This window comes from Crenobacter sp. CS_VA4 (genome assembly GCF_055597485.1).
The window spans coordinates 19,873-44,479 of the sequence record NZ_JBVMAE010000027.1 but is presented as its reverse complement, the minus strand read 5'-3'; the positions used below and the strand labels follow the sequence as shown (position 1 = coordinate 44,479).

At 60.8% G+C, this 24,607-nt stretch carries 26 protein-coding genes and 1 other RNA gene; 19 read left to right on the top strand and 8 right to left on the bottom strand.

Annotated features, from left to right (window positions below):
- The coding region (locus tag ACZ2IA_RS18810; RefSeq protein WP_470294128.1) for a hypothetical protein at positions 1-318 on the top strand (318 nt) is incomplete at its 5' end.
- Positions 319-351: 33 nt separating this feature from the next.
- Here the strand turns inward: ACZ2IA_RS18810 and hslU are convergent.
- Positions 352-1,683 carry an ATP-dependent protease ATPase subunit HslU gene (gene hslU, locus ACZ2IA_RS18805; RefSeq protein WP_470294127.1) on the bottom strand — a complete coding sequence of 444 codons (1,332 nt, stop codon included), beginning with the start codon at positions 1,681-1,683 and terminating at the stop codon, positions 352-354.
- A 62-nt stretch (positions 1,684-1,745) separates the two neighbouring features.
- On the bottom strand, positions 1,746-2,300 hold the full coding sequence (gene hslV, locus ACZ2IA_RS18800) for an ATP-dependent protease subunit HslV (protein WP_470294126.1): 555 nt from the start codon (positions 2,298-2,300) through the stop codon (positions 1,746-1,748).
- Between the two features lie 210 nt (positions 2,301-2,510).
- On the opposite strand from hslV, the gene ACZ2IA_RS18795 reads away from it, so the two are divergent.
- The 3 genes from ACZ2IA_RS18795 to ACZ2IA_RS18785 are packed head-to-tail and all read left to right on the top strand — an operon-like array spanning position 2,511 to position 4,298.
- The gene (locus tag ACZ2IA_RS18795) at positions 2,511-3,221 is read left to right on the top strand and encodes an energy transducer TonB (RefSeq protein ID WP_470294125.1); all 711 of its coding nucleotides are present in this window, start codon (positions 2,511-2,513) and stop codon (positions 3,219-3,221) included.
- Positions 3,218-3,895 carry a MotA/TolQ/ExbB proton channel family protein gene (locus ACZ2IA_RS18790; protein ID WP_470294124.1) on the top strand — a complete coding sequence of 226 codons (678 nt, stop codon included), beginning with the start codon at positions 3,218-3,220 and terminating at the stop codon, positions 3,893-3,895. Before ACZ2IA_RS18795 ends, ACZ2IA_RS18790 begins: the two co-directional genes overlap by 4 nt.
- The gene (locus tag ACZ2IA_RS18785; protein ID WP_470294123.1) at positions 3,882-4,298 is read left to right on the top strand and encodes an ExbD/TolR family protein; all 417 of its coding nucleotides are present in this window, start codon (positions 3,882-3,884) and stop codon (positions 4,296-4,298) included. The genes ACZ2IA_RS18790 and ACZ2IA_RS18785 overlap by 14 nt, the downstream gene beginning before the upstream one ends.
- Before the next feature lie 8 nt (positions 4,299-4,306).
- Here ACZ2IA_RS18785 and ACZ2IA_RS18780 read toward each other — a convergent pair.
- Positions 4,307-4,382, bottom strand: a non-coding RNA gene (locus tag ACZ2IA_RS18780) — sX9 sRNA.
- A gap of 183 nt (positions 4,383-4,565) precedes the next feature.
- Between ACZ2IA_RS18780 and ACZ2IA_RS18775 the strand changes: the two genes are divergently transcribed.
- The 6 genes from ACZ2IA_RS18775 (at position 4,566) to ACZ2IA_RS18750 (ending at position 11,234) form a co-directional block, all read left to right on the top strand.
- Entirely contained in the window at positions 4,566-4,802 is a 237-nt protein-coding gene (locus tag ACZ2IA_RS18775; protein WP_470294122.1) for a hypothetical protein, read from the top strand.
- Positions 4,802-6,745 (top strand): TonB-dependent receptor, encoded by a 1,944-nt coding sequence (locus ACZ2IA_RS18770; protein WP_470294121.1) that lies wholly within the window; start codon positions 4,802-4,804, stop codon positions 6,743-6,745. The genes ACZ2IA_RS18775 and ACZ2IA_RS18770 overlap by 1 nt, the downstream gene beginning before the upstream one ends.
- Before the next feature lie 134 nt (positions 6,746-6,879).
- Positions 6,880-7,500 carry a Fe2+-dependent dioxygenase gene (locus tag ACZ2IA_RS18765; RefSeq protein WP_470294120.1) on the top strand — a complete coding sequence of 207 codons (621 nt, stop codon included), beginning with the start codon at positions 6,880-6,882 and terminating at the stop codon, positions 7,498-7,500.
- Positions 7,460-7,561 carry a hypothetical protein gene (locus ACZ2IA_RS18760; protein ID WP_470294119.1) on the top strand — a complete coding sequence of 34 codons (102 nt, stop codon included), beginning with the start codon at positions 7,460-7,462 and terminating at the stop codon, positions 7,559-7,561. The genes ACZ2IA_RS18765 and ACZ2IA_RS18760 overlap by 41 nt, the downstream gene beginning before the upstream one ends.
- A 701-nt stretch (positions 7,562-8,262) precedes the next feature.
- Positions 8,263-9,651, top strand: a complete 1,389-nt coding sequence (locus ACZ2IA_RS18755) for an aminopeptidase P family protein (RefSeq protein WP_470294118.1) — start codon at positions 8,263-8,265, stop codon at positions 9,649-9,651.
- A 284-nt stretch (positions 9,652-9,935) separates the two neighbouring features.
- Positions 9,936-11,234, top strand: a complete 1,299-nt coding sequence (locus tag ACZ2IA_RS18750) for a dicarboxylate/amino acid:cation symporter (RefSeq protein WP_470294117.1) — start codon at positions 9,936-9,938, stop codon at positions 11,232-11,234.
- Positions 11,235-11,307: 73 nt separating this feature from the next.
- On the opposite strand, the gene ACZ2IA_RS18745 is transcribed toward ACZ2IA_RS18750, so the two are convergent.
- The 5 genes from ACZ2IA_RS18745 to ACZ2IA_RS18725 all read right to left on the bottom strand — a co-directional run bounded on the left by ACZ2IA_RS18745 (position 11,308) and on the right by ACZ2IA_RS18725 (position 16,009).
- Positions 11,308-12,018, bottom strand: a complete 711-nt coding sequence (locus tag ACZ2IA_RS18745) for a DUF4377 domain-containing protein (protein WP_470294116.1) — start codon at positions 12,016-12,018, stop codon at positions 11,308-11,310.
- A gap of 79 nt (positions 12,019-12,097) precedes the next feature.
- Positions 12,098-12,862, bottom strand: a complete 765-nt coding sequence (locus tag ACZ2IA_RS18740) for a sulfite exporter TauE/SafE family protein (protein ID WP_495849313.1) — start codon at positions 12,860-12,862, stop codon at positions 12,098-12,100.
- Between the two features lie 270 nt (positions 12,863-13,132).
- On the bottom strand, positions 13,133-14,506 hold the full coding sequence (locus ACZ2IA_RS18735; RefSeq protein WP_470294115.1) for an NAD(P)(+) transhydrogenase (Re/Si-specific) subunit beta: 1,374 nt from the start codon (positions 14,504-14,506) through the stop codon (positions 13,133-13,135).
- Between the two features lie 12 nt (positions 14,507-14,518).
- Positions 14,519-14,818: a proton-translocating transhydrogenase family protein gene (locus ACZ2IA_RS18730; protein ID WP_470294114.1), complete on the bottom strand. Its 300-nt coding sequence runs from the start codon at positions 14,816-14,818 to the stop codon at positions 14,519-14,521.
- 33 nt (positions 14,819-14,851) lie between these two features.
- Positions 14,852-16,009, bottom strand: a complete 1,158-nt coding sequence (locus tag ACZ2IA_RS18725) for a Re/Si-specific NAD(P)(+) transhydrogenase subunit alpha (protein WP_470294113.1) — start codon at positions 16,007-16,009, stop codon at positions 14,852-14,854.
- Positions 16,010-16,483: 474 nt separating this feature from the next.
- Between ACZ2IA_RS18725 and galE the strand changes: the two genes are divergently transcribed.
- Genes galE through ACZ2IA_RS18680 form a run of 9 tightly spaced genes read left to right on the top strand, consistent with a single transcriptional unit; the run spans position 16,484 to position 24,605 of the window.
- Entirely contained in the window at positions 16,484-17,485 is a 1,002-nt protein-coding gene (galE, locus tag ACZ2IA_RS18720) for a UDP-glucose 4-epimerase GalE (RefSeq protein ID WP_470294112.1), read from the top strand.
- A 49-nt stretch (positions 17,486-17,534) separates the two neighbouring features.
- Positions 17,535-18,593, top strand: a complete 1,059-nt coding sequence (gene rfbB, locus ACZ2IA_RS18715) for a dTDP-glucose 4,6-dehydratase (protein ID WP_470294111.1) — start codon at positions 17,535-17,537, stop codon at positions 18,591-18,593.
- Between the two features lie 2 nt (positions 18,594-18,595).
- A complete protein-coding gene (rfbD, locus tag ACZ2IA_RS18710; protein ID WP_470294110.1) occupies positions 18,596-19,486 on the top strand; it encodes a dTDP-4-dehydrorhamnose reductase in 891 nt (296 codons plus the stop codon).
- Between the two features lie 23 nt (positions 19,487-19,509).
- Positions 19,510-20,388: a glucose-1-phosphate thymidylyltransferase RfbA gene (gene rfbA, locus ACZ2IA_RS18705; protein ID WP_470294109.1), complete on the top strand. Its 879-nt coding sequence runs from the start codon at positions 19,510-19,512 to the stop codon at positions 20,386-20,388.
- An 8-nt stretch (positions 20,389-20,396) separates the two neighbouring features.
- Positions 20,397-20,942, top strand: a complete 546-nt coding sequence (gene rfbC / locus ACZ2IA_RS18700; RefSeq protein ID WP_470294108.1) for a dTDP-4-dehydrorhamnose 3,5-epimerase — start codon at positions 20,397-20,399, stop codon at positions 20,940-20,942.
- A 10-nt stretch (positions 20,943-20,952) separates the two neighbouring features.
- Positions 20,953-21,654 (top strand): WbqC family protein, encoded by a 702-nt coding sequence (locus tag ACZ2IA_RS18695; protein ID WP_470294107.1) that lies wholly within the window; start codon positions 20,953-20,955, stop codon positions 21,652-21,654.
- Between the two features lies 1 nt (position 21,655).
- Positions 21,656-22,219, top strand: a complete 564-nt coding sequence (locus tag ACZ2IA_RS18690) for an LbetaH domain-containing protein (RefSeq protein ID WP_470294106.1) — start codon at positions 21,656-21,658, stop codon at positions 22,217-22,219.
- Positions 22,216-23,355: a dTDP-4-amino-4,6-dideoxygalactose transaminase gene (rffA, locus tag ACZ2IA_RS18685; protein WP_470294105.1), complete on the top strand. Its 1,140-nt coding sequence runs from the start codon at positions 22,216-22,218 to the stop codon at positions 23,353-23,355. Before ACZ2IA_RS18690 ends, rffA begins: the two co-directional genes overlap by 4 nt.
- Positions 23,352-24,605, top strand: a complete 1,254-nt coding sequence (locus ACZ2IA_RS18680; protein WP_470294104.1) for an O-antigen translocase — start codon at positions 23,352-23,354, stop codon at positions 24,603-24,605. The genes rffA and ACZ2IA_RS18680 overlap by 4 nt, the downstream gene beginning before the upstream one ends.
- The last annotated feature ends 2 nt before the right edge of the window (positions 24,606-24,607 follow it).

Genomic DNA, 24,607 nt, shown 5'->3' with positions numbered 1-24,607 from the left:
ACTGGCTTCGTTTCGCTGTGTCAGCAGCAGAGGAGGCGAACTATACCGAGCCGCCCTGCCTCCGTCAACACCTTTTCGCGAAGAAAATCCAAGAAAACACCACGAACCAATCACCACATCACCCAAACCTATGATCTGCAACAGAATATGAAATTCGACTGTTTGCACAAATCGTTAATGACCCGCCGCAGACCCGCCACCGGCGGTCGTTTCAGCCCGGAACCGGCCCTGAAATCCCGGCCGTTAACCCTGTTCTATTACCCCGAAAAGCAAAAAGCTTGGCCGAACTGCCGTTCGGCCAAGCTTTCATCTAACTAAGATTGCTCTCTCTATATATATAGAGACGAACCGTTACAGCACGTAGCGCGCCAGGTCCTCGCTCTGCGCCACTTCGCCGAGTCGGCTATCGACGTAGGCGGCGTCGATCTCGACGCGGCCGGCCTTGGCGTCGAACGAGACCTCCTCGAGCAGCTTCTCCATCACCGTATAGAGACGACGAGCACCGATGTTCTCGGTCTTCTCGTTGACCCGCCAGGCAATCTCGGCCAGCCGTTCGATGCCGGAATCGGCAAACACCAGCTCGACCCCCTCGGTTTCCAGCAGCGCCTGATACTGACGGGTCAGGCAGGCGTCGGTACTGGTCAGGATTGCCTTGAAGTCGTCGATGCTGAGGCTGCCCAGCTCGACGCGGATCGGTAGACGGCCCTGCAGTTCCGGAATCAGATCGGACGGCCTGGAGAGTTGGAACGCGCCAGAGGCGATGAACAGGATGTGGTCGGTCTTGACCATGCCGTACTTGGTCGAGATGGTGGTGCCTTCGATCAGCGGCAGCAGGTCGCGCTGCACGCCGGCGCGTGACACGTCGGCCGAAGCCCCGTCGCTGCGGCCGGTGATCTTGTCGATCTCGTCGAGGAACACGATGCCGTTCTGCTCGACGTTCTTCAGCGCGTCGGCCTTGGTGTCCTCGTCGTTGACCAGCTTGGCGGCCTCTTCGTCGATCATCTGCTTGAGCGCGTCGGGCACCTTCATCTTGCTGGTCTTCTTCTGGCCGGCGCCGATGCCTTGGAACATCGACTGCAGCTGGCTGGTGAAGTCTTCCATCCCCGGCGGGCCCATGATGTTCATCTGCGCCGGCAGCGCGGCGACGTCGATCTCGATTTCCTTGTCGTCGAACTTGCCCTCGCGCAGCATCTTGCGGAATTTCTGGCGGGTGGCGCTGTCCTCGGCCTTTTCCTCGGGCGCCGGCTCGCCGTAGAAGCCGGCCTTGTGTGCGCGCGGCAGCAGCACGTCGAGGATGCGATCCTCGGCGGCGTCTTCGGCGCGGTGGCGGTTCTTCTTGATCGCCGCGTCGCGCGCGTCCTTGATGGCGGTTTCCATCAGGTCGCGGATGATGGTGTCGACGTCACGGCCGACGTAACCGACCTCGGTGAACTTGGTCGCTTCGATCTTAATGAACGGCGCATTGGCGAGGCGGGCCAGGCGGCGGGCGATCTCGGTCTTGCCGACGCCGGTCGGACCGATCATCAGGATGTTCTTCGGGGTGATCTCGTGGCGCAGCGGCTCGGCCACCTGCTGGCGGCGCCAGCGGTTGCGCAACGCGACGGCGACCGCCTTCTTGGCGTCGCGCTGGCCGATGATGTGCTTGTCGAGTTCGTGAACGATTTCTTGCGGTGTCATGGACATGGGGACTGCCCTTCGTGCGAGGGGCCGCGCCCGTGGCGCCGGCCCGAATGTTTCGGCCAACCTTACGCCAGGATGTCGCTCGGGGTGAGCGTTTCGATCACGTGGTTATGGTTGGTATAGATGCAGATATCGCCGGCGATCTCCAGCGACTTCTTGACCACCACCTCGGGGGGAAGGTCGGTGTTATCGAACAGCGCGCGCGCCGCCGCCTGGGCGTAAGCGCCGCCGGAGCCGATCGCGGCGATGCCCTGCTCGGGCTCGAGCACGTCGCCATTGCCGGTGATGATCAGGGTGCTGTCGATGTCGGCGACGATCAGCATCGCCTCGAGGCGGCGCAGCGCACGGTCGGTGCGCCAGTCCTTGGCCAACTCGATCGCCGCCACCACCAGATTGCCCTGGTGCTTCTGCAGCTTGGCTTCGAAGCGCTCGATCAGGGTGAAGGCGTCGGCGGTGCCGCCGGCAAACCCGGCGAGCACTTTGCCGCCGTGGAGCGTGCGCACCTTGCGCGCACTGGCCTTGATCACGATGTTGCCGAGGGTGACCTGGCCGTCGCCGCCCAGCGCCACATGCTGCCCGCGCCGGACGGAGACGATGGTGGTGCCGTCGAATTGCTGCATAGTCGTATCAACTCCAGATGAAAAAAGCGGCCGGCATGCCGTTGCGTGCGGCCACTTTGCCGATATGGCGACGATGAACGCGATTACAAGCGCCCGGCGGTGGCGGCGCCTGACGAGCCTGACCAGGCAACGGTCGAGCGCGATTGACACGGCACAATGCCGTGCCTAGTCTGTTCAAAAATGAGAATAGTTTGTATTATTGTTCTCATCATGAATTTCCGAGCCCCCCACTTTGCCGTACTGCTCGGCGTGACCGCGCTACATGGCGCGGCGCTGTTCCCGCTCAGCCGCCTCGGCCAGACCCCGGTGATGCCGCCGACGCAGACGAGCCTGGCGCTGGTCTCGCTGCCGGCACTCGGCACCCCGCAGCCGACACCGTCCGCGCCGAAGGCCGCACCGGCGCCGAAACAGCCGACACCGCCCAAGCCTAAGCCGGTCGAGAAACCGACACCGAAACCGCTCGAGAAGGCGATGGCCAAGAGCGTGACCGCGCCGGTCGCTCCGAGCACGCCGGCCCCGACGCCGCCTGCCCAGAGTAAGAGCAGTGCCAGCGAGCACAGCGACAGCCCGCAGAAAGCCGGTCCGGCCAATGGCAACAGCAGCGATGCCCCGGCCCGCGAGGGCCCGGTGACGCCGCCGACCCAGGTCGGCGGCTATGCCAGTACGCCGCGTCCGTCCTACCCGCCGCTGTCGATCGAGATGGGCGAGGAGGGCTCGGTGCGGATCCGCGCGCAGATCGGCGTCGACGGCAACCCGACCGACGTATCGGTCGCCAAGGGGAGCGGCTTCCCGCGTCTCGACCGCGCCGCGGTCACCGCGGTGAAGGGCTGGCGCTTCAACCCGGCCCGCCGCGGCAACGAGCCGATCCCGTTTACCTACACCTTCTCGGTGGACTTCACTCTACGTAACCCTAAGCCATGAACCTGCTGACCGTATTCCACCAAGGCGACGCCGTTCTCGTGACGGTATTTATGATCCTGATCGCGATGTCGATCGCCACCTGGTATTTGATCCTGGTCCGCGGCGTGCACGCCTGGCGCGTGCGCCAGGGCAACCGTCAGGCCGAACAGGCGGTGTGGGCCGCCAGCGACTGGAAGAGCGCCGAGTCGGCGGTGGCCGATTCCGACGCCCCGATCGCCGCGCTGGCGCGTCAGGGCCTGACCGCGGTGCGGCACTACCACGCCAACGCCCACAAGGGCCTCGGCGACTCGTGCACGCTCGACGTGTTCCTGACCCGGGCGATCCGCAAGGGCCTGGCGCAGCAGACCGGCCGGCTGGAATCGGGTCTGACGCTGTTGGCCTCGGTCGGCTCGACCGCGCCGTTCGTCGGCCTGTTCGGCACGGTGTGGGGCATCTACAACGCGCTGGTGCACATCGGCCTGCAGGGCCAGGTGTCGATCGGCACCGTGTCCGGCCCGATCGGCGAGGCGCTGGTCGCCACCGCCGCCGGCCTCGCCGCCGCGATCCCGGCGGTGCTCGCCTACAACGCGCTGACCCGCAGCAACCGGGTGATCGGCCAGGAGCTCGACCACTTCGCCCACGACCTGCATGCGCAGCTGTTGACCGCCCCGGAGGCCGGCCATGGCGTTCGGTAGTTTCGAGAAGGATAGCGCGGCGCCGATGGCCGAGATCAACACCACGCCGCTGGTCGACGTGATGCTGGTGCTGTTGGTGGTGTTCATCGTGACCGCGCCGCTGTTGACCAACGCGGTGCGCGTCAACCTGCCGCGCGCCGCCGCCACCGCCCACACCGAGAAGCCGGACACGATCCGGCTGGTGATCGACGCCCAGGGCGACTACCACTGGAACGACCAGCCGGTCGCGCCCGCCCAGTTGGCCGAACGCTTCGCCGCGGCCGCTTCGGCCAACCCGGAGATCACGCTGGCGCTGTCCGCCGACAAGGACGCCCGCTACGACGCGGTCGCGCAGGCGGTCGCCAAGGCACAGCAGGCCGGCGTGTCGCGCATTGGCTTCGTCACCGAGGCGCCCGGCCGCTAAAAGAAGGGAGCCGCTAAAACCGTCGCGAGCATTCCGCAGGCGAGGCGGACGGAGCGCAGAAACCGGAGTGGACTCGATGTCCATGAGGATTTCGAGCACCGCCCAACGAAGCATCCGGAATGCGCAGCAGATTTTAGCGGCTTCCTAACCGGCGCGTCAGACGCCGGGCTCCACCCCTACCCCGTATTGCCATAACAGACCGCCCGCACCCCTGGTGACGGGCGGCGTGATTTCGTCCGTCCGTCAACAACTCAAAAAGGGAAAACCATGCTTTCCTCGGTGAAGCATTCCTCCTCCATCCGTCACCGCAAGCGCATCGCCTACCCGGCGATCGGCCTGATGGCCGCCGCGCTCTCGCCCGCCCCGGCGTTCGCCGACAGCGCCGAACTGAGCCGCGTCGAGGTGGTCGGCGAGGCCGCGCAACGCGGCACCTACAAGGCCGAGACCAGCTCGATCGGCAAGCCAACCAGAAACTCAAGGACATCCCGCAGTCGGTCGACGTAGTGACCCGCCAGCTGATGGACGACCAGGGCGTCGCGACGCTGAAGGACGCGCTGCGCAACGTGCCGGGCCTGACCTTCACCGCCGGTGAGGCCGGCCGCAGCGGCGACAACATCGTGATCCGCGGCTTCGCCGCCACCACCGACACCTACCTCGACGGCATGCGCGACGTCGGCCAGTACAACCGCGACCCGTTCAACGACGAGCGCGTCGAGGTGCTGAAGGGCGCAAGCTCGATGCTGTTCGGCCGCGGCTCGACCGGCGGCGTGGTCAACCAGGTCGGCAAGACCCCGTACGCCGGCGAGAAGCTCGAGGGCAACCTGACCGTCGGCACCAACGATTTCTACCGCGTCACCGCCGACATCAACCAGGCGCTCGGCGACACCAGCGCGGTACGGCTGAACCTGATGGGCACCGAGGACGGCAGCGACCGCGGCCCGGCGAAGCAGAAACGCTGGGGCGTCGCACCGTCGGTGGCGTTCGGCCTGGGCGAGCCGCTGACCCTGACGCTGTCGTACTTCCACATGGAAGAGGACAACGTGCCCGACTACGGCGTGCCCTACGACCCGAACACGCTGCGCCCGCTCAACGTCGACCGCAAGAAGTTCTACGGCTTCGACAGCGACTTCGAGAAGACCCGTACCGACATCGCCACCGCCAAGCTGAGCTACAGGCTCAGCGACAAGAGCACCCTCACCAACCAGCTGCGCTACAACCGCTTCTGGCGCGACCTGTCGCCGACCGCGCCGCGCCTGCAGGGGGTAAGCGCCGGCGTGCCGGTCACCGACAGCACGGTGATGCACCGGACCAAGCCGCCGCGCAGCGGTGTCGACGAGTCGTGGAACAACCAGACCGACCTGGTCACCCAGTTCGACACCGGCACGGTAAAGCACACTGTGCTGGCAGGCATGGAGCTGACTTCGGAGAAATCCGACTCCAGCCGCTACGCGCTGAAGAACACGCCGCCGAACACCACGGTCGGCAGCCCGAACCCGGGCGACTTCGTCAACCAAGACAGGGTCACCACCAGCACCACCCGCTTCAACGCGACCGACGTCGGCCTGTACGCGATGGACACGCTGGAGCTGACGCCGCAGTGGAAGGCGGTGCTCGGCGTGCGCTGGGACCGCTTCGACGGCGACTACCAGACCCGCGGCTTCCTCGCCAACGGCGCGCTCAACCCGGACCCGAGCCGCACCTTCGATGCCAGCCGCACCGACCGGGTGTGGAGCTACCGCGCCGGCCTGATCTGGCAGCCGGATGTCAGCCAGAGCTACTACGCCAGCTACGGCACCTCGTTCAACCCGTCCGGCGAGACCTACTCGCTCGACACCGCCTCGGCCAAGGTCGACCCGGAAAAGAACCGGAACATCGAGATCGGCGCCAAGTGGGAGCTGATGGACGGCGACGCCAGCCTGCGCGCCGCGCTGTTCCGCATCGAGAAGACCAACGAGCGCAACACCGACCCGCTCACCCCGGGCATCATCGTGCTGTCCGGCAAGCGTCACACCGACGGCATCGAGCTGGAAGGCGCCGGCCGGCTGACCGAACGCTGGGAGATCTTCGCCGGCACCACGTATATGCAGTCGAAGGTCGACAAGGCGGCGCCGGCAGGCACCGGCCAAGTAGGCACCGAGGGCAAGCGGCCGCGCAACACGCCGAACGTCACCGCCAATCTGTGGACCACGTACAAGCTGACCGACGAATTCACCGTCGGCGGCGGGCTGAACTATGTCGGCAAACGCTACGTGTCCGAGGCCAATACCAACTACCTGCCGGCGTACACCGTCGCCAACGCGATGGTCGGCTATGAGACCCGCCGCTACCTGGTGCAGTTGAACCTGAACAACCTGTTCAACAAGACCTATTACGACGGCGCCTACCCGGGCCACGCTCAGTTCGGCACGCCGCGCGAGGCGCAGCTGACCGTCGGCTTCAAGTACTGAGTCCCCGCCGCCGCCGGCCTTGCACCGGCGGCGGGCGTTCGGCCAACGTTGCAAGGTTGGCCGAACGCCCGCGCCCCGGTGAACGACACCGTTTTCCAAGCGGGCCACAGGCCGTCCCCAACCAAGGAAACCCCATGCTGCTCCACATCCCCAACGTGCTGACGCCGGAACAAGTCGCGCACGCCCGCACCCTGATGGCCGCCGCCGACTGGGCCGACGGTCGCGTCACCTCCGGCAGCCAGTCGGCCAAGGTGAAGCACAACCTGCAACTACCCGAAGACAGTCCGGCAGCACAGCAGCTGGCCCAGCTAGTGCTCGATGCGCTAAAGCGCCACGACCTGTTCTTCTCGGCCGCCCTGCCGAAGACGGTGTTCCCGCCGCTGTTCAACTGCTACCAGGGCGGCATGAACTTCGGCAACCACGTCGACAACGCGCTGCGCCGCCACCCGCACAGCGGCGAGTGGATCCGCACCGACGTGTCGTGCACGCTGTTCTTCAGCGAGCCTCATGAATACGACGGCGGCGAGCTGATCGTCGAGGACAGCTACGGCCTGCACAGCGTCAAGCTACCGGCCGGCGACTTGGTGCTCTACCCGTCGACCAGCCTGCACCGGGGTCGAGCCGGTGACGCGCGGCGCCCGCCTCGCCTCGTTCTTCTGGACGCAGAGCATGATCCGCGACGACGCCCGCCGCAGCCTGCTGTTCGACATGGACATGGCGATCTCGGCGCTGCGCCAGCGCCACGGCGACGGTGACGAGCTGGTCGCGCTGACCGCCAGTTATCACAACCTGCTGCGGATGTGGTCGGAGCTCTGAGCCGCTGACTCTCGCTTCGGCGCGGGCCGCCGGCCTGCGCCCTCTTTCCCCGCTGTCACTCCTCGCCCTTCTCCTCGCGGCGCCCATTCCACGCTCACCGACACCGGCCACATACTGACCTCTAGGAAAAAGGCGAGAGATGACATCACGCATGGATATTCACCATGTAATCCATGCAATAACGCACACAAATGCCGATGGAATCAACGAAATAACGGGGCAGGAGAAAAACGGCCCGGGGGAAATCACCCTCAGGAGAAGCTGATTCGGGCCCTACAGACCTAACATAGCGGCAAACTGGAAAGGCCAAATAGTGGCGCCAGGAAGTCTGAAAATCGTCTGCGACCATCGTGCAAACCACTGATTTTTCAGCCATTTCACCATATCACGATTGAATAAAAATCGGAACCGGATCACTGTTGATACGGCGCAATCCGGACGCCGTTGCGGCGGCGACGCGACAGCCAGCTGCCCAGACGAATAACAGACAAGCCAAGTGCGTCGCCCCGCCGGGCAGATCGGCCAGCGGAGCGCTACGCTGACAGCACATGCCGCCGCGCTACGCCCACGTCACAAGTCGGACACGGATAGTCATCCCCAGGCGCGCGGTGTACATTAGGCGACTGTATACAATTTTCCGGTGCGGCCACGATCCACCCGCCGCCGCGCTGTCCACAAGAGAGAAAAGGAAAAACTGCCCCATGTTTTCCGCCGACATCTACACCGCGCGCCGTGCCGCGCTCGCCGCCACCGACCTCGACGGCCTGCTGCTGTTCGTAGGCAACGTCGAGGCGCCGATGAACTACCTGCACAACACCTACCCGTTCCGCCAGGATTCGAGCTTCCGCTACTTCTTCGGCCTAGACGAGCCGAAGCTGGCCGGCCTGATCGACGCGCAAAGCGGCGAGGCGACGCTGTACGGCATCGAGCCGGAAGTCGACGACATCGTCTGGGAAGGCCCGCTGCCGAGCCTGGCCGAGCGCGGTACAACGGTCGGCGTGTCGCATGCCCGCCCGTACGCCGAGCTCGCCGCGGCGTTGGCCGAAGCGCGCGCCGCCGGCCGCCGCGTGCACTACCTGCTGCCGTACCGCGGCGAGACGCAGATCGAGCTGGCACGCCTGTTAGCCGTGCAGCCGGCCGAGGTGAACGGCGGCTACTCGGCCGAGCTGACCCGCGCGGTGGTGGCGCTGCGCGAGATCAAGGGCCCGGAAGAGATCGCCGAGATGGAAGCGGCGCTGGCGGTGACCCGCGAGATGCACATCGCCGCGATGCGCACCGCCCGCCCGGGCGTGGTCGAGCATGAGGTGGTCGGCATCATGGAAGGCATCATGCGCCGCCGCGACTGGCAGCTGGCCTACCCGTCGATCTTCTCGCGCCGCGGCGAGGTGCTGCACAACCACCGCCACGACCAGATGCTGGAAACCGGCGACCTGGTGGTCAACGACACCGGCTGTACCTCGGGCGGCGGCTACGCCAGCGACATCACCCGCACCATCCCGGTCGGCGGCAAGTTCAGCGAACGCCAGCGCGCGCTGTACGACACGGTGCTGGCGATGCAGCTGGCGGCGATCGATGCGCTGCGTGCCGGCGTACGCTACTTCGACGTGCACAAGCTGTCGGCGCGGGTGATGGTCGAGCAGATGCGCGCGCTGGGCTTCTTCCACGGCGACACCGACGAGATCGTCAATTCCGGCGCGTACGCGATCGCGTTCCCGCACGGCCTGGGCCACCAGATCGGCATGGACGTGCACGATATGGAAGGGCTGGGCGAAAACCTGGTCGGCTACGGCGACGAGCTCGAGCGCAGCCCGCTGTTCGGCCTCGGCTACCTGCGGCTGGGCAAGACGCTGAAGGCCGGCATGGTGCTGACCGTCGAGCCGGGCATCTACTTCATCCCGGCGCTGATCGACGCCTGGCGCGCCGAGGGCAAGTTCTACCAGTACATCGACTACGTCAAGTTCGACGAGTACCGCGACTTCGGCGGCATCCGCATCGAGGACAACGTGCTGGTCACCGAGACCGGCAGCCGCGTGCTCGGCGAGCCGATCCCGAAGAGCGCCGACGAGGTCGAGGCGATCATGGCCGGCTGAGCGTTCGGCCAAGCTAGTCACCAACAGGCTGCCCACGGGCAGCCTGTTTTGTTTGGCGCGCCGCCTGCCCAACTTGCGCCGATCCGGTGCACCCCGCGCACCGGATTAGGGAAAACACCAACTGTCGAGTGTTTGCTCGACTCTTATGATGCCCTTGAACCTGCCATTCGGCAGTGCCGGCAGCCACCCGCCCGACAGAGGCAGGGCCCTGCCACCAGCTCCGTCACACCGGCTGCGGAAATCTCAACAATTGCACAGGACGTTCCTGAAGGAGCGCAACAACCATGACGAAGAAGCAACCGTTCTACCGAATCCTGTATGTCCAGGTGATCTTCGCGATCGTCGTCGGCATTCTGTTCGGCCACTTCGCGCCGGAGCTGGCGGTGAAGTTCAAGCCGCTCGGCGACGCCTTCATCAAGCTGATCAAGATGATCATCGGCCCGATCATCTTCTGCACCGTGGTCACCGGCATGGCCGGCATGCACGACATGAAGCAGGTCGGCCGCGTCGGCGGCAAGGCACTGCTGTACTTCGAAGTGGTGTCGACCTTCGCACTCTTGATCGGCCTGGCCGCCGGCCACCTGCTGCAGCCGGGCGCCGGCTTCAACGTCGACCCGGCGCACCTCGACACCGGCGCGATCAGCCAGTACACCAGCCAGGCCAAGCACGGCGACACGCTGGTCGACTTCCTGATGCACCTGATCCCGAACACGCTGTTCAGCGGCTTCGCCGACGGCAACATCCTGCAGATCCTGCTGGTGGCGATCCTGTTCGGCGCCGGCCTGTCGGCGATGGGCAAGACCGGCGAGCCGGTGACGCAGCTGTTCGACAAGATCGCCCACGTGCTGTTCGGCATCGTGCGCATCATCACCAAGCTGGCCCCGCTCGGCGCCTTCGGCGCGATGGCGTTCACCATCGGCAAGTACGGTCTCGGCTCGCTGATCCCGATGGCGAAGCTGGTCGGCACCTTCTACCTGACCGCGATCCTGTTCGTGGTGGTGGTGCTCGGCAGCATCGCCTGGTACGTCGGCTTCAACATCTTCCGCTTCATCGGCTACATCAAGGAAGAGCTGCTGATTGTGCTCGGCACCAGCTCGTCCGAGTCGGCGCTGCCGCAGCTGATGGACAAACTGGAGAACCTCGGCTGCAGCAAGTCAGTGGTCGGGCTGGTGATCCCGACCGGCTATTCGTTCAACCTCGACGGCACCAATATCTACATGACGATGGCGGTGCTGTTCATCGCACAGGCGACCAACACCGACCTATCGCTGACGCAGCAGCTGACACTGCTGGCGGTGACGATGCTGACCTCGAAGGGTGCCTCGGGCGTGACCGGCGCCGGCTTCATCACGCTGGCGGCGACGCTGGCGGTGGTGCCGACCATCCCGGTGTCGGGCATGGTGCTGATCCTCGGCATCGACCGCTTCATGAGCGAATGCCGCTCGCTGACCAATATCACCGGCAACGCCGTCGCCGCGGTGGTGATCTCGGCCTGGGAAAAGGCGCTCGACCGCGACCGGATGCGTGCGGTGCTCGGCGGCAAGGACGTCGCGCCGCTGGCGGACGCTCCGCAACTGCCCTAATCGACGGTCTCGCGCCGGCATGAAAAAACCGCCCCTCGGGGCGGTTTTTCGTTGGCCGAACGGCCGATGGCGCTTACGGCGCCGGGGTCACGGTGCGCTCGACCTTCTGCGACATCACCACGCGCTCCAGCACGTAGCGCACGCTCGACGCGTCGGCCGGCGGATTCGCGACCGGGATGGCCTTCACCTTGACGTAGTAGCTCACGCCCGGCTGCGGCTCGAAGCCCTCGATGCGGCCGTAGAAGTTCTGCCACTGCTCGTCGGCGCTGCGACGCACCTGCAGGCACTCCATCTTGCCGGCGCCGGCGCTGCAGCTCTGGCGCTCTGGGCCGACGTACAGGTACTGCTCGCCGGCGGTCGCTTCACCGGCCGCCGGCTGCTTGGCGGCCCCGCCCGGAGCGGTCGACCCGGCTGCAGCGACACGCTTGAACTGGTAGGTGGCGCCGTCGGCGGCGACCATCTTCAGGTTCTGCGCCCGGCCGTCCGGCATCAGCCGCGGATGGCTCTCGAGCATCTTCAGGAACGCCGCCTCGGTCTGCATCGCCGGCGGCGGACACATCATCTTGGTACCGGCGACCACGGTCTTGCCTTCGGCGTTGGAGGTGGCGACATAGCGGTTGCAGCCGGAGAAGCCGGTCATCTTGCCCGGCTCGAACGCGATGGTCGGCGCACGGCCTTCGACCTTCGGCGACACCTGCTCCCACTGGGTTCCTATCAGGTTCGGAAAGGCCATGGCCGGGGCGGCCACCAGCGCGGCCAGCAGGACGGAATAGCGTTTTTGCATTGTTGCTCCTTTCTGAAACACGCAGGACACGAGCTTCATTATGCACGCGCAACCGTAAATATCACAATATTAGATAAAACTAATTAACAATAAAGAGATCGTAACCGAACTTGCCGATCAGCACCGTCACCAGGATCAGGAACAGCACACGGATCAGCTTCACTCCGCCGTGGATCGCCAAGCGCGCGCCGAGCATGCCGCCGGCCATATTGCACACCGCCATCGGGATCGCCCACGCCCAGACGATGTGGCCGGCCGGGATGAAGAACGACAGCGCGGCGATGTTGGTCGCCATGTTCACCACCTTGGCCGACGCGGTGGCGTGCAGGAAGTCGAAGGCGAAGAAGCGGATGAACAGGAAGGCGAGGAAGCTGCCGGTGCCCGGGCCGAACAGGCCGTCGTAGAAGCCGATCGCCGCGCCGAGCAAGGCCGCGTTGACCCGCTCGCGCCGGGTGATCTCCTTCGGCTTGTGCAGACTGCCGAAGTCCTTCTTGATGAAGGTGTAGATCGCCATGCCGATCAACAGCATGAAGATCAGCGGCTTCATCACCTTGACCGGGATGTAGCTGACCGCGGTGGCACCGGCGAACGAGAACGCGAACGCGAAGCCGGCCGCCGGCAGGATCAGCGCCCACGGCAGCCTGACCCGGCGCAGGTACTGGCGGGTGGCCATGCCGGTGCCGGACACCGAGGCGAACTTGTTGATGCCGAACAGCGTGGCCGGCGGCAGATTGGGCAACAGGTTGAACAGGCCGGGGATCTGCACCAGCCCGCCGCCGCCGACCGCGGCGTCGATCAGGCCGGAGACGAAGGCAATACCACCCAGAAAGACCAGGATTTCCATCGAGAACATCCTTGGGGGAGGGAAAGCGGGCGCACAGGTTGGCTGCACACCCGAAACGCCCCGCTGGGCCGGGTCGGCCGCGGGCAGCCCGGCAGTATACACCCGATGACGTGGTAATTACCGGGGTGACCACCCGTTCGCCCAAGCTAAGCCGCGCTCCAGCGAGCGCCGGCCGACCAGTTTGCCGTGGGCGGCAAGGTTGGCCGAAGCACAAGAAAAAAGCCGCCCCGGGCGGGGCGGCTATCAAGATCAGGAAAACGCGGTCGGTGATCAGCTGTGCTCGACGGCCTTCACCAGGTCTTCGACCACTTTCTTCGCGTCGCCGAACACCATCATCGTCTTGTCCATGTAGAACAGCTCGTTGTCGAGACCGGCGTAACCGGCGTTCATCGAGCGCTTCACCACGATGGTGGTGCGCGCCTTGTACGCCTCGAGGATAGGCATGCCGTAGATCGGGCTCGCCTTGTCCTTCTGCGCCGCCGGGTTCACCACGTCGTTGGCGCCGATCACCAGCACCACGTCGGTGTTGGAGAAGTCGGAGTTGATCTCCTCCATCTCCAGCACCTGCTCGTACGGCACCTCGGCCTCGGCCAACAGCACGTTCATGTGGCCCGGCATCCGGCCGGCCACCGGGTGGATCGCGTAACGCACGGTCACGCCCTTCTCGGTGAGCTTGTCGGCGAATTCCTGCAGCGCGTGCTGGGCGCGCGACACCGCCAGGCCGTAACCCGGCACGATGATCACGCTGTCGGCGTTGCCCATCAGGAACGCCGCATCGTCGGCCGAACCGGACTTGTAGTTCTTCGGACCCGACGCGGCCGCGCCGCCGGCCGCCGTCTCGGTGCCGAAGCCGCCGAGCAGCACCGACACGATCGAGCGGTTCATCGCACGGCACATGATGTACGACAGGATCGCACCGGACGAGCCGACGCAGGCGCCGGCGATGATCAGCACCGGGTTGTTCAGCGTGAAGCCGATACCGGCGGCCGCCCAGCCCGAGTACGAGTTCAGCATCGACACCACCACCGGCATGTCGGCGCCGCCGATCGGGATGATCAGCGTCACGCCGAGCACCAGCGCGACCGCCACCATCGCCAGGAAGGCGGCGTGGCTGTCGGTGGTGAAGTAGGCGGCACCGAAGCCGACCATGGCGATCGCCAGCAGCAGGTTCAACAGATGTTGACCGCCGAACGACACCGCCTTGGAGCCGAACTTGCCGGACAGCTTGCCGTAGGCGATCACCGACGCGGTGAAGGTGATCGCGCCGATGAAGGCGCCGATGAACAGCTCGACCTTCTGCACCGGCGTGTGTTCCTGACCGGTGTGGAAGATCGCGGCGACCGCGATCAGCACCGCCGACAGGCCGACCAGCGAGTGCATCGCGGCGACCAGTTCCGGCATGCCGGTCATCTCGACGGTCTTGGCCTTCCAGGTGCCGATCAGCGCGCCGGCGGCGATCGCACCGCCGAGCAGCGCCCAGATCGGCTTGTCCATGATCATCAGCGTGGTGACCACCGCGATCAGCATGCCGACCATGCCGAAGGTGTTACCGCGGCGCGCCGAGGTCGGCGACGACAGCCCCTTGAGCGCGAGGACGAACAGCACCGCCGCGACCAGATAAAGAATGGCAGAAATGTTTTGCATGGCTGGGCGTCCTTATTTTTTCTTCTTCTTGAACATGTCGAGCATGCGCTGGGTGACCAGGAAGCCACCGAAGATGTTGATGCTCGCCAGGAAAATGCCGATCGCACCGAGCACCGAGGTCAGCGTGATCTGCGCGCCGTTGATGTCGACGACCTGCAGCAGCGCGCCGACGATGATGATGCCCGAGATGGCATTGGTCACCGCCATCAGCGGGGTGTGCAGCGCCGGGGTGACGTTCCACACCACGTGGTAACCGACGAACACCGCCAGCACGAACACGGTCAGACTGGTGATAAACGGATCTACTACCATGAAACTCTCCTGAATTCGTTCAACCGCACCGGCTTAGGCGGTGGTCGGGACAGCGGAAGGCGCCGGCGCGGCGGCCGACTGGCCGAAGCGCACTTCGCCGGCGTGCGTCACCAGCGTGGCGGCGAGCAGCTCGTCTTCCAGGTTGATCGAGAAGCCCTCCTTGGTGAGCATCAGGCTCAGGAAGGTCAGCAGGTTCTTGGCGTACAGCGCCGACGCGTCGCCAGCCATCAGGCCCGGCAGGTTCGGCGTGCCGACCACGGTCACGCCGTTGTCGGTGCGCAGCACCTCGCCACAGCGGGTCGATTCGACGTTGCCGCCAGATTCGGCCGCCATGTCGATGATCACGCTGCCGGCCTTCATCGCCGCCACGGTCGCGGCGGACAGCAGGCGCGGTGCCGGCTTGCCCGGGATCAGCGCGGTGGTGATCACGATGTCGGCAGCCTTGGCGTGCTTGTCGACCAGCTCGGCCTGACGGCGCTTGTAGTCGTCGGACATTTCCTTGGCATACACGCCGTCGCTGGCCGCCTTTTCCTCGTCGGTCATCGGCACCTCGACGAACTTCGCGCCGAGCGACTCGACCTGCTCCTTGGTCGACGGGCGCACGTCGAACGCCTCGACCACCGCGCCGAGGCGCTTGGCGGTCGCGATCGCCTGCAGGCCGGCCACGCCGACGCCGAGGATCAACACCCGCGCCGGTTTCACCGTACCGGCCGCGGTCATCAGCATCGGCATGAAGCGCGGGTAGTATTGGTTCGCTAGCAGCACCGCCTTGTAACCGGCGATGTTGTTCTGGCTGGACAGCACGTCCATCGACTGCGCACGGGTGGTGCGCGGCAGCAGCTCCAGCGCGAACGCCGACACCTTCTTGGCAGCGAGCTTGGGCAGGTCCGGGTTGCTATACGGCGCCAGCATACCGATCAGCACTGCGCCGTCCTTTAGCGCGGCGATGTCGTCGGCCGGCAGCGCGCGCACGCTCAGCACGATGTCGCCGGCGGCCAGCGCCGCCTGACGGCTGTCGGCCAACGTTGCGCCCGCGTCCTGGTAGGCAGCGTCCAGCACGGCCGAAGCCACACCGGCGCCTTTTTCCACCACCACCGAGTGCCCGAGACCCACGAGTTTCTTCACCGTTTCCGGCGTCGCGGCGACGCGCGTCTCGTTGGCCACGCGCTCGGCCACAATGGCGATCTGCATGGTTTCCCTTTCAATAAGTAGCAAGTAATGGTTGTAGCGAACGACCGTGGGACGCATCAGCCATACGGACGTAATCCGCCTAATTCTAAAGCACGAGTTTTGCTAAAGCGCAATGAAATTACAAAATCGCGACATTTTCCACCCAGCGGAATTGCATTTCAGAAAAATCGTTGCCGATGCCCGCGCCGACCGCTTACAAAGGCCACGATGCTAGGCAAGTCGATACCGGTATTTGCTGACCAAGATCAGACAAGCAACAGCCGGCGTGGTATTTCGCCGACAGTTTTCAAGACCAACCCCCGACCCGCCGCAAAACCTTGCCCTGCCTTGATCGTAGTGCATTGGACCGCGGCAGCCATGTCAGCCAACCTCCGCATCAACAGCCAAAACCCCCATGGCATGAACCCTACTTAATCTTGGCGCGGAACTGTGCGAAAATGGCAGACTCTGCAACGAGTACGGGATGCAACAGCAATGATTCTGGTCACCGGCGGCGCCGGCTATATCGGCTCGCACACCTGCCTCGAGCTACTGAACGCCGGCCACGAGTTGGTCGTGCTCGACAACCTGAGCAACAGCAAGGCCGAGTCGCTGCGTCGGGTGCAGGCACTGACCGGCAAGACGCTGCAGTTCGTCGAGGGCGACATCCGCGACGCGGAGACGCTGGATGCGGTATTCCGCTACCCGATCGACGCGGTGATCCACTTCGCCGGACTGAAGGCGGTCGGCGAGTCGGTCGCCAAGCCGCTCGAGTACTACGACAACAACGTCACCGGCACCTTGACGCTGCTGGCGGCGATGCGCCGGCACGGGGTGAAGAAGTTCGTGTTCAGCTCGTCGGCGACGGTGTATGGCGACCCGCACGCGGTGCCGATCCTGGAAGATTTTCCGCTCTCGGCCACCAATCCTTACGGTCGCAGCAAGCTGATCATCGAAGAGATACTGCGCGACCTGATCAAGGCCGAACCGGACTGGCGCATCGCGATCCTGCGCTACTTCAATCCGGTCGGCGCGCACGAGAGCGGCCAGATCGGCGAAGACCCGAACGGCCTCCCGAACAACCTGATGCCGTTCGTCAGCCAAGTCGCGATCGGCAAGCTGCCCCGGCTTAAGGTGTTCGGCAACGACTACCCGACACCGGATGGTACCGGGGTACGCGACTATATCCACGTGGTTGATCTGGCATTGGGGCACCTGAAAGCACTCCAGGCCCTGTCGACCGACGGGCTGCTTACCGTCAACCTCGGCACCGGCCAGGGCTATTCCGTGCTTGAAATGATCAAGGCTTTTGAACAAGCCAGCAGCCGGAGCGTCCCTTTCGATCAGGTCGAGCGCCGTCCCGGCGATATCGCCGTCTGCTACGCCGATCCGGCGCTGGCGGAGCGATTACTTGGCTGGAAGGCCGAACGCGGCCTGAAGGAGATGTGCGAAAGCAGCTGGCAGTGGCAGAGCAACAATCCGGCCGGCTTTCCGTAAAATACACCTCGATTTCAAACACACACTTCGTATCACAGGATAGCGATAGATGATTCTTGTCACCGGCGGCGCCGGCTTCATTGGCGGCAACTTTGTACTCGACTGGCTGGCCGGCTCCGACGAGCCGGTGCTCAACCTCGACAAGCTCACCTACGCCGGCAACCTCGATACCCTGGCCACACTCAAAGACGACCCATGCCATCACTTCGTCCGTGGCGACATCGGCGATCGTGAGCTGGTGGCACGGCTGTTGAGCGAACACCGCCCGCGCGCGGTGATCAACTTTGCCGCCGAGAGCCACGTCGACCGCTCGATCCACGGCCCGAGTGAGTTCATCCAGACCAATGTGGTCGGCACCTTCAATCTGCTCGAAGCGGTGCGCGGCTACTGGAATGAGCTGGAGGGTGAGGCCAAGCAGGCGTTCCGCTTCCTGCACGTCTCCACCGACGAGGTGTACGGCACCCTGTCGGCCGACGATGCGCCGTTCGCCGAAACCCACACCTACGAGCCGAACAGCCCGTACTCGGCGTCCAAGGCCGCCTCCGACCATCTAGTGCGCGCCTGGCACCATACCTACGGCCTGCCGGTGCTGACCACCAACTGTTCGAACAACTACGGCCCTTACCATTTCCCGGAAAAGCTGATCCCACTGGTGATCCTGAATGCGCTGGCCGGCAAACCGCTGCCGATCTACGGCGACGGTCAGCAGGTGCGCGACTGGCTGTACGTAAAAGACCACTGCGCCGCGATCCGCCGCGTGCTGGAAGCCGGCCGACTCGGCGAGACCTATAACGTCGGCGGCTGGAACGAAAAGCCCAACCTCGAAGTGGTGCACACCATCTGCGCCATGCTCGACGAACTACGCCCGCGCGCCGACGGCGAACGCTACGCCAGCCAGATCACCTTCGTGCAGGATCGCCCCGGTCATGACCGCCGCTACGCGATCGACGCGACGAAGCTCGCGCGCGAACTGGGTTGGAAGCCGGCCGAGACCTTCGACACAGGCATCCGCAAGACCGTCGCCTGGTATCTGGACAACCCAGAATGGATCGGCAACGTCACCAGCGGCGCCTACCGCGACTGGGTAGCCACCCACTACGGAGCCTGATCATGACCCGCATCCTGATCACCGGGGCCAACGGCCAGGTCGGTTTCGAGTTGCAACGGGCGCTGGCGCCACTGGGCGAGGTTATCGCCTGCGACCGCCAACAACTGGATCTGACCGATTCGGCCAACATCGCCGCGGTACTCACGCAGTTCCAGCCCGACATCATCGTCAACCCGGCAGCCTACACCGCCGTGGATCGGGCCGAGACCGAGCAGGCTGCCGCGATGGCAATCAATGCCACCGCCCCAGCGCTGTTGGCCGACTGGTCGGCCCAGCACGATGCACTGCTGGTGCATTACTCGACCGACTACGTGTTCGACGGCGAGAAAGATGGTGCCTATGTCGAAGACGACGCCTCCAATCCGCAATCGGTCTATGGCCGAAGTAAATGGGAAGGCGAACAGGCGGTCCGTGCCAGTGCCTGCCGCCAACTGATCCTGCGCACCGGCTGGGTGGTCGGCGCCCATGGCAACAACTTCCTGAAGACCATCCTACGCCTGGCCAAGGAGCGCACCAGCCTGTCGATCGTCGCCGACCAAATCGGCGCCCCAACCTCGGCCGCGCTGATCGCGGATGTAACTTCTCAGCTCTTGGGGCGTTACCTACAGCAGCCGGCCGGATTCCCATTCGGCACTTACCACCTGACGGCATCAGGTAGCACCAGCTGGTACGACTATGCCCGCCATGTAGTGACATTGGCCGAACAGGCCGGTTTGGAACTGGCTCTGCACCCCGACGTCATTCAGCCGATCCCGACCAGCGGCTACCCCTTGCCTGCGCCACGGCCGGCCAACTCGCGACTGAACTGCGACAAGTTGAGCAAAACCTTCGATCTGACCCTGCCCACTTGGCAGCAAGGAGTCGGCTACGTGTTTGTGCAACTGAACGACTGAAATCGATAGGCATCGCAAAGAACATGAAACGCAAAGGCATCATCCTCGCCGGCGGCTCCGGCACCCGCCTCTACCCGGCGACTCTTGCGGTCAGCAAACAACTGCTGCCGATCTACGACAAACCGATGATCTACTACCCGCTCAGTACCCTGATGCTGGCGGGCATCCGCGACATCCTGATCATCTCCACCCCACAGGACACGCCGCGCTTCGAACAATTGCTCGGTGACGGCAGCCAGTGGGGCATCAACCTGCAATACACTGTGCAACCGAGCCCCGACGGCCTGGCCCAGGCTTTTATTCTCGGCGAGTCGTTCATTGATGGCCACCCGTCGGCATTGATATTGGGGGATAACATCTTTCACGGCCACGACCTGGGCGGCACCCTCAGGGTCGCCGACGCTAAGCCAGACGGTGCCACGGTGTTTGCCTACCCAGTGCACGACCCGGAGCGTTACGGGGTAGTCGAATTCGACGCCACTGGCCGCGCGGTCAGCCTGGAAGAGAAACCGCAGCAACCCAAATCGCGTTATGCCGTTACCGGCCTGTATTTTTATGACTCTCAAGTTGTCGACATCGCCAAAGCGGTCAAGCCATCCCATCGAGGCGAATTGGAAATCACCTGCGTCAACGCCGCCTATCTACAGCAAGGCAAGCTTGACGTCCAGCGGCTGGGGCGCGGCTACGCATGGCTAGACACCGGCACGCACGAATCGATGCTGGAAGCCAGCCAATTTATTCACACCATCGAAACCCGTCAGAGCTTTAAAGTCTGCTGCCCGGAAGAAATCGTCTGGCGCAACGGCTGGATCAGCGATGCAACGTTGGCTGAGCACGCCGACCGCTTGAGTAAAACCGGCTACGGTCGCTATTTGCGGCAATTGCTCGACAGCCCCCATTAAGCGTAACTATGAAGCTAATTCCGACGGCCATTCCTGACGTACTGATGATCGAACCCACGGTGCATCACGACCAGCGTGGCTATTTTCTGGAAAGCTTCAACCAACGCGAATTTGAGCAACAGTTAGGCCGCCCGGTAGCTTTTGTGCAGGACAATCACTCGCATTCAGTGCACCGGGTATTGCGTGGCCTCCATTACCAAATAGGCAAACCGCAGGGCAAACTGGTTCGTGTCACAGAGGGTGAAGTCTTTGACGTTGCGGTCGATTTACGGCAGAGCTCACCCACATTCGGTCAGTGGGTCGGCGGTATTCTCTCAGCTGAAAATCACTATCAGCTGTGGATACCGGAAGGGTTTGCTCATGGCTTTTATGTGCTATCACCCACGGCAGATCTACATTACAAATCGACTGAATATTGGCACCCGGATGGTGAGCGTACCATTCTATGGTCTGATGCAGCTCTAGCAATCAAATGGCCTTTATCAGGACTGCCTATTTTGTCCAATAGAGATTCATTTGGGCAAGCATTTAAGGCAGCGGAAACTTACTTATAACCCTCATCTCATGAAACAGAAAAAAATCGCTATCCTTCAGTCAAACTATATCCCGTGGAAAGGATATTTCGACTTAATTGCAGCGGTCGATGAGTTTGTAATATATGACGATATGCAATACACAAAGAATGACTGGCGCAATCGCAACAAAATCAAGACTCCAAAAGGGACTGAATGGATAACAATTCCAGCCGGGAGCAACATTAAAAGACGGATACGCGATGTCGAGCTTTCCGACACTCGCTGGCAAAAAGATCACTGGCGAACAATTGAGAACAACTATCGCCGCGCGCCACATTTTGAAGAAGTCGCAGAGATATTTAAGCCTTTATACACTGAGCACCCGCACACTAATTTATCATTGCTAAATAGAACGTTCATAGAAACAGTATGCTCTTTCCTGAAAATACCCACAAAAATTAGCTACTCTTGGGATTACCAACTATTAGAAGTAGGAAAAACCACACGACTGGCGGACATTTGCCAACAGGCAGGAGCCAATGAATACATATCTGGGCCTGCCGCCAAAGACTATATCGACGAAACATGTTTTTTAAATAGTGCAATTAAACTCACATGGTACGATTATTCTGACTACAAAGAATACCCTCAACTCTGGGGCGAGTTCAACCATTATGTAACCATTCTTGATTTACTGTTCAATACAGGAAGAGATGCACCTTCTTATATGAAGTTTGGCAAAGAAAACTAAAATGAAAACATACATATATGGGGCTGGCACGTACGCCCACTTACTAGCCGAGCTAGCACAAGAACTAGGCATAAAGCCAGATGGATTTATCAGTGACATCCAAACCGACTCCGGCACAGCTGGAAATTACAAAGACGTTACGTCAGGCGACAACAGCATTAAAATCATCCTTGGGATTGGGTATTCAAATTTAAAAGCAAGGCTAGAAGTAATTGAAAAAATCAAATCAGATGGGCACGAGCTCATTAGCTTAATCCATCCCGCTGCATGCATACATCAGAGCGCTCAGATTGGTAATGGTGTTGTTATTATGCAAAATAGCACCATTGATCGACACTGTGTAATAGGAGATGGTGTTGTTGCATGGCCTGGAGCGTGCATAAACCACGACTCCACCATTGGAAAAAACACTTTTCTATCTCCAAATGCAGTTATCTGCGGCTTTAGCAACGTAGGGGATTCATGCTTTGTTGGCGCTAATGCAACTGTCGTTGACAAACAAAACATTCCTAACAACACGTTTATAAAATCAGGTGAAGTTTACTTCAAAAAGGATCAAGAATGACAATAATTCCTTTCAACAAGCCATATTCACATGGTCGGGAGCCTGTCTATATTGCAGAGGCAATTACCTCTGGGAAAACATCTGGCGATGGGGCATTTACAAAAAAGTGCCACCAGTTTTTCGAAAAAAATTATAATTTTAAAAAAACATTACTGACCACGTCCTGCACTGATGCTCTTGAGATGTCAGCCATTTTGCTTGACATCAAACAGGAGGATGAAGTAATTCTGCCCTCTTTTACATTTGTTTCGTCAGCTAATGCTTTTGCACTACGTGGGGCAACTTTGGTTTTTGCGGATAGCGCCAAAGACAACCCCAATATTGACCCTGAACAGCTTGAACAGCTGATTTCCAGAAAGACCCGCGCTATCGTCGTTGTCCACTACGCAGGCGTAGCCTGCGACATGGACAAGATTCTAGAAATTGCCAATCGCCACAACATTCCTGTCGTTGAAGATGCAGCTCAAGCAATTGACTCTTTTTACAAAGGCAAACCGCTTGGAAGCATTGGCACGTTCGGCGCATTTTCATTTCATGAAACAAAGAACATCATATCTGGCGAAGGTGGTTTGCTTGCTATCAATGATGAGCAGCATATTTTACGCGCTGAAATTATCAGAGAAAAGGGAACCAATCGTTCTTCATTTTTCCGTGGAGAAGTCGCGAAGTATGGCTGGGTTGATATCGGATCATCATTTCTCCCTTCCGATATAATTGCTGCCTATCTTTATGCGCAGCTCGAAGAAATGAAAACCATTCAATCCCGCCGAAAGGAAATCTGGAATAGATACTACCAGAATCTTTTTCCTCTTGCGGAGAATGGGTTTATTAAGCTTGCAAGCATCCCCACCTGGGCGTCAAATAACGCACACATGTTTTATTTAGTGTGTTCATCCCTAGAAGAACGCACGAAGCTTATAGAGCATCTAAAATCCAATGGCGTCATGGCCACGTTCCATTATCTTTCACTGCATTCCAGTCCATATTTCGCACAAAAGCACAATGGTCGACCATTACCAAACAGTGATCACTACACTGACTGCTTGGTTCGATTACCACTGTTTTATGAGCTAGCACCAGAACAAATCGATAAAATCTGCTATTTAATCCACTCATTTTATCAAGATCATTCATGAGCTTTTTCAAAGCTGGTCTTACTTTCGCCATCCCTACTGCTTGCAAATTGCTGGCGGGCCTCCTAGCAGTAAAAATTATAGCTCTTTACCTAGGGGCCAGCGGACTTGGCCAGCTTGGTCAGTTCATGAGCTTAATGACAATCGTCACACTCATAGCGGGGGGCGGCATATCAACAGGCATCATAAAATATGTTGCTGAGTTCAAGGAAGATAAAGAAAAGCTCAGTCATTACACTCGAGTTGCCAGCTTAATAACAGCTGGAACAACAGCCATTTTAGCTATTGCTTTGGCGGTTCTTTCCTCGAAAATCTCTGTGTTATTGTTTGGCACGACCAATAAGAGTACCATAATACAAGTACTCGCAATTGCACAGATAGCAATAGCCTTTAGCACATTTTTTCTTGGCTTGCTCAATGGTCATCGCTATGTGAAAGCTTTCGCCACCGTTAGCGTTCTTTCCATTATTTTTGGCACTTTGGGTGTTCTAGTCGGCAGCCGTTGGTTTGGACTAAGCGGAGCTATGTATGGGTTAATGTGGCAAGCATCCTGCCAGATAATATTTCTATTTTCTTGGTATAGAAATTCGCTAAAGGCATCGTGGCTTGATATAAAACCCCTTTGGGAAAAGAGTATTGCAAAAAAATATTCTCATTATACTTTGATGACTTTGACGACGGTTGCCACCATGCAAGTTTCCCAAGTCATCATCAGGAATATTATTTCCTCTCACTCTGGCTGGACTGCAGTCGGTTACTGGCAGGGGGTTTCCCGAATCTCCGATGCTTATCTGCAATTCATCACAATAGTCTTAGCCAATTATTACATGCCGAGGCTTTCTGAATTAAAAGAAAAAAAGGATGTAATTCGGGAAGTAAAGAATGCCTACAAGATAGTAATTCCCATTATATTGATACTTGCACCAAGCATAGTATTTTTTAAAGAAACGATCATAAAACTATTGTTTTCAGCCAGCTTTTTACCAATGAGCAATCTTTTTATTTGGCAAATGGGGGGCGATTTTTTTAAGGTGATGGCGTACATAATAGGTTATGTTGCAGTAGCAAAATCAGCAGTCCATTTTTATATTGGCGCAGAAATTTTCCAAGCTGGACTCGCTTTATTATTAAGTTATATATTTGTGCAAGAATTTGGAGTGCTAGGTGCCGTATATGCCTACTTCCTTACATACATAATTTATGCTATTTGCTCAGTTTTTGCGTTTTACTGCTACGCAAGAAAACTTAATTAAAC

What these genes read in the sequence shown, in the direction of transcription:
- hslU (WP_470294127.1), bottom strand. Translation starts at nt 1,683, where the DNA reads ATGTCCATGACACCGCAAGAAATCGTTCACGAACTCGACAAGCACATC.
- hslV (WP_470294126.1), bottom strand. Translation starts at nt 2,300, where the DNA reads ATGCAGCAATTCGACGGCACCACCATCGTCTCCGTCCGGCGCGGGCAG.
- ACZ2IA_RS18795 (WP_470294125.1), top strand. Translation starts at nt 2,511, where the DNA reads ATGAATTTCCGAGCCCCCCACTTTGCCGTACTGCTCGGCGTGACCGCG.
- ACZ2IA_RS18790 (WP_470294124.1), top strand. Translation starts at nt 3,218, where the DNA reads ATGAACCTGCTGACCGTATTCCACCAAGGCGACGCCGTTCTCGTGACG.
- ACZ2IA_RS18785 (WP_470294123.1), top strand. Translation starts at nt 3,882, where the DNA reads ATGGCGTTCGGTAGTTTCGAGAAGGATAGCGCGGCGCCGATGGCCGAG.
- ACZ2IA_RS18775 (WP_470294122.1), top strand. Translation starts at nt 4,566, where the DNA reads ATGCTTTCCTCGGTGAAGCATTCCTCCTCCATCCGTCACCGCAAGCGC.
- ACZ2IA_RS18765 (WP_470294120.1), top strand. Translation starts at nt 6,880, where the DNA reads ATGCTGCTCCACATCCCCAACGTGCTGACGCCGGAACAAGTCGCGCAC.
- ACZ2IA_RS18760 (WP_470294119.1), top strand. Translation starts at nt 7,460, where the DNA reads ATGGCGATCTCGGCGCTGCGCCAGCGCCACGGCGACGGTGACGAGCTG.
- ACZ2IA_RS18755 (WP_470294118.1), top strand. Translation starts at nt 8,263, where the DNA reads ATGTTTTCCGCCGACATCTACACCGCGCGCCGTGCCGCGCTCGCCGCC.
- ACZ2IA_RS18750 (WP_470294117.1), top strand. Translation starts at nt 9,936, where the DNA reads ATGACGAAGAAGCAACCGTTCTACCGAATCCTGTATGTCCAGGTGATC.
- ACZ2IA_RS18745 (WP_470294116.1), bottom strand. Translation starts at nt 12,018, where the DNA reads ATGCAAAAACGCTATTCCGTCCTGCTGGCCGCGCTGGTGGCCGCCCCG.
- ACZ2IA_RS18740 (WP_495849313.1), bottom strand. Translation starts at nt 12,862, where the DNA reads ATGGAAATCCTGGTCTTTCTGGGTGGTATTGCCTTCGTCTCCGGCCTG.
- ACZ2IA_RS18735 (WP_470294115.1), bottom strand. Translation starts at nt 14,506, where the DNA reads ATGCAAAACATTTCTGCCATTCTTTATCTGGTCGCGGCGGTGCTGTTC.
- ACZ2IA_RS18730 (WP_470294114.1), bottom strand. Translation starts at nt 14,818, where the DNA reads ATGGTAGTAGATCCGTTTATCACCAGTCTGACCGTGTTCGTGCTGGCG.
- ACZ2IA_RS18725 (WP_470294113.1), bottom strand. Translation starts at nt 16,009, where the DNA reads ATGCAGATCGCCATTGTGGCCGAGCGCGTGGCCAACGAGACGCGCGTC.
- galE (WP_470294112.1), top strand. Translation starts at nt 16,484, where the DNA reads ATGATTCTGGTCACCGGCGGCGCCGGCTATATCGGCTCGCACACCTGC.
- rfbB (WP_470294111.1), top strand. Translation starts at nt 17,535, where the DNA reads ATGATTCTTGTCACCGGCGGCGCCGGCTTCATTGGCGGCAACTTTGTA.
- rfbD (WP_470294110.1), top strand. Translation starts at nt 18,596, where the DNA reads ATGACCCGCATCCTGATCACCGGGGCCAACGGCCAGGTCGGTTTCGAG.
- rfbA (WP_470294109.1), top strand. Translation starts at nt 19,510, where the DNA reads ATGAAACGCAAAGGCATCATCCTCGCCGGCGGCTCCGGCACCCGCCTC.
- rfbC (WP_470294108.1), top strand. Translation starts at nt 20,397, where the DNA reads ATGAAGCTAATTCCGACGGCCATTCCTGACGTACTGATGATCGAACCC.
- ACZ2IA_RS18695 (WP_470294107.1), top strand. Translation starts at nt 20,953, where the DNA reads ATGAAACAGAAAAAAATCGCTATCCTTCAGTCAAACTATATCCCGTGG.
- ACZ2IA_RS18690 (WP_470294106.1), top strand. Translation starts at nt 21,656, where the DNA reads ATGAAAACATACATATATGGGGCTGGCACGTACGCCCACTTACTAGCC.
- rffA (WP_470294105.1), top strand. Translation starts at nt 22,216, where the DNA reads ATGACAATAATTCCTTTCAACAAGCCATATTCACATGGTCGGGAGCCT.
- ACZ2IA_RS18680 (WP_470294104.1), top strand. Translation starts at nt 23,352, where the DNA reads ATGAGCTTTTTCAAAGCTGGTCTTACTTTCGCCATCCCTACTGCTTGC.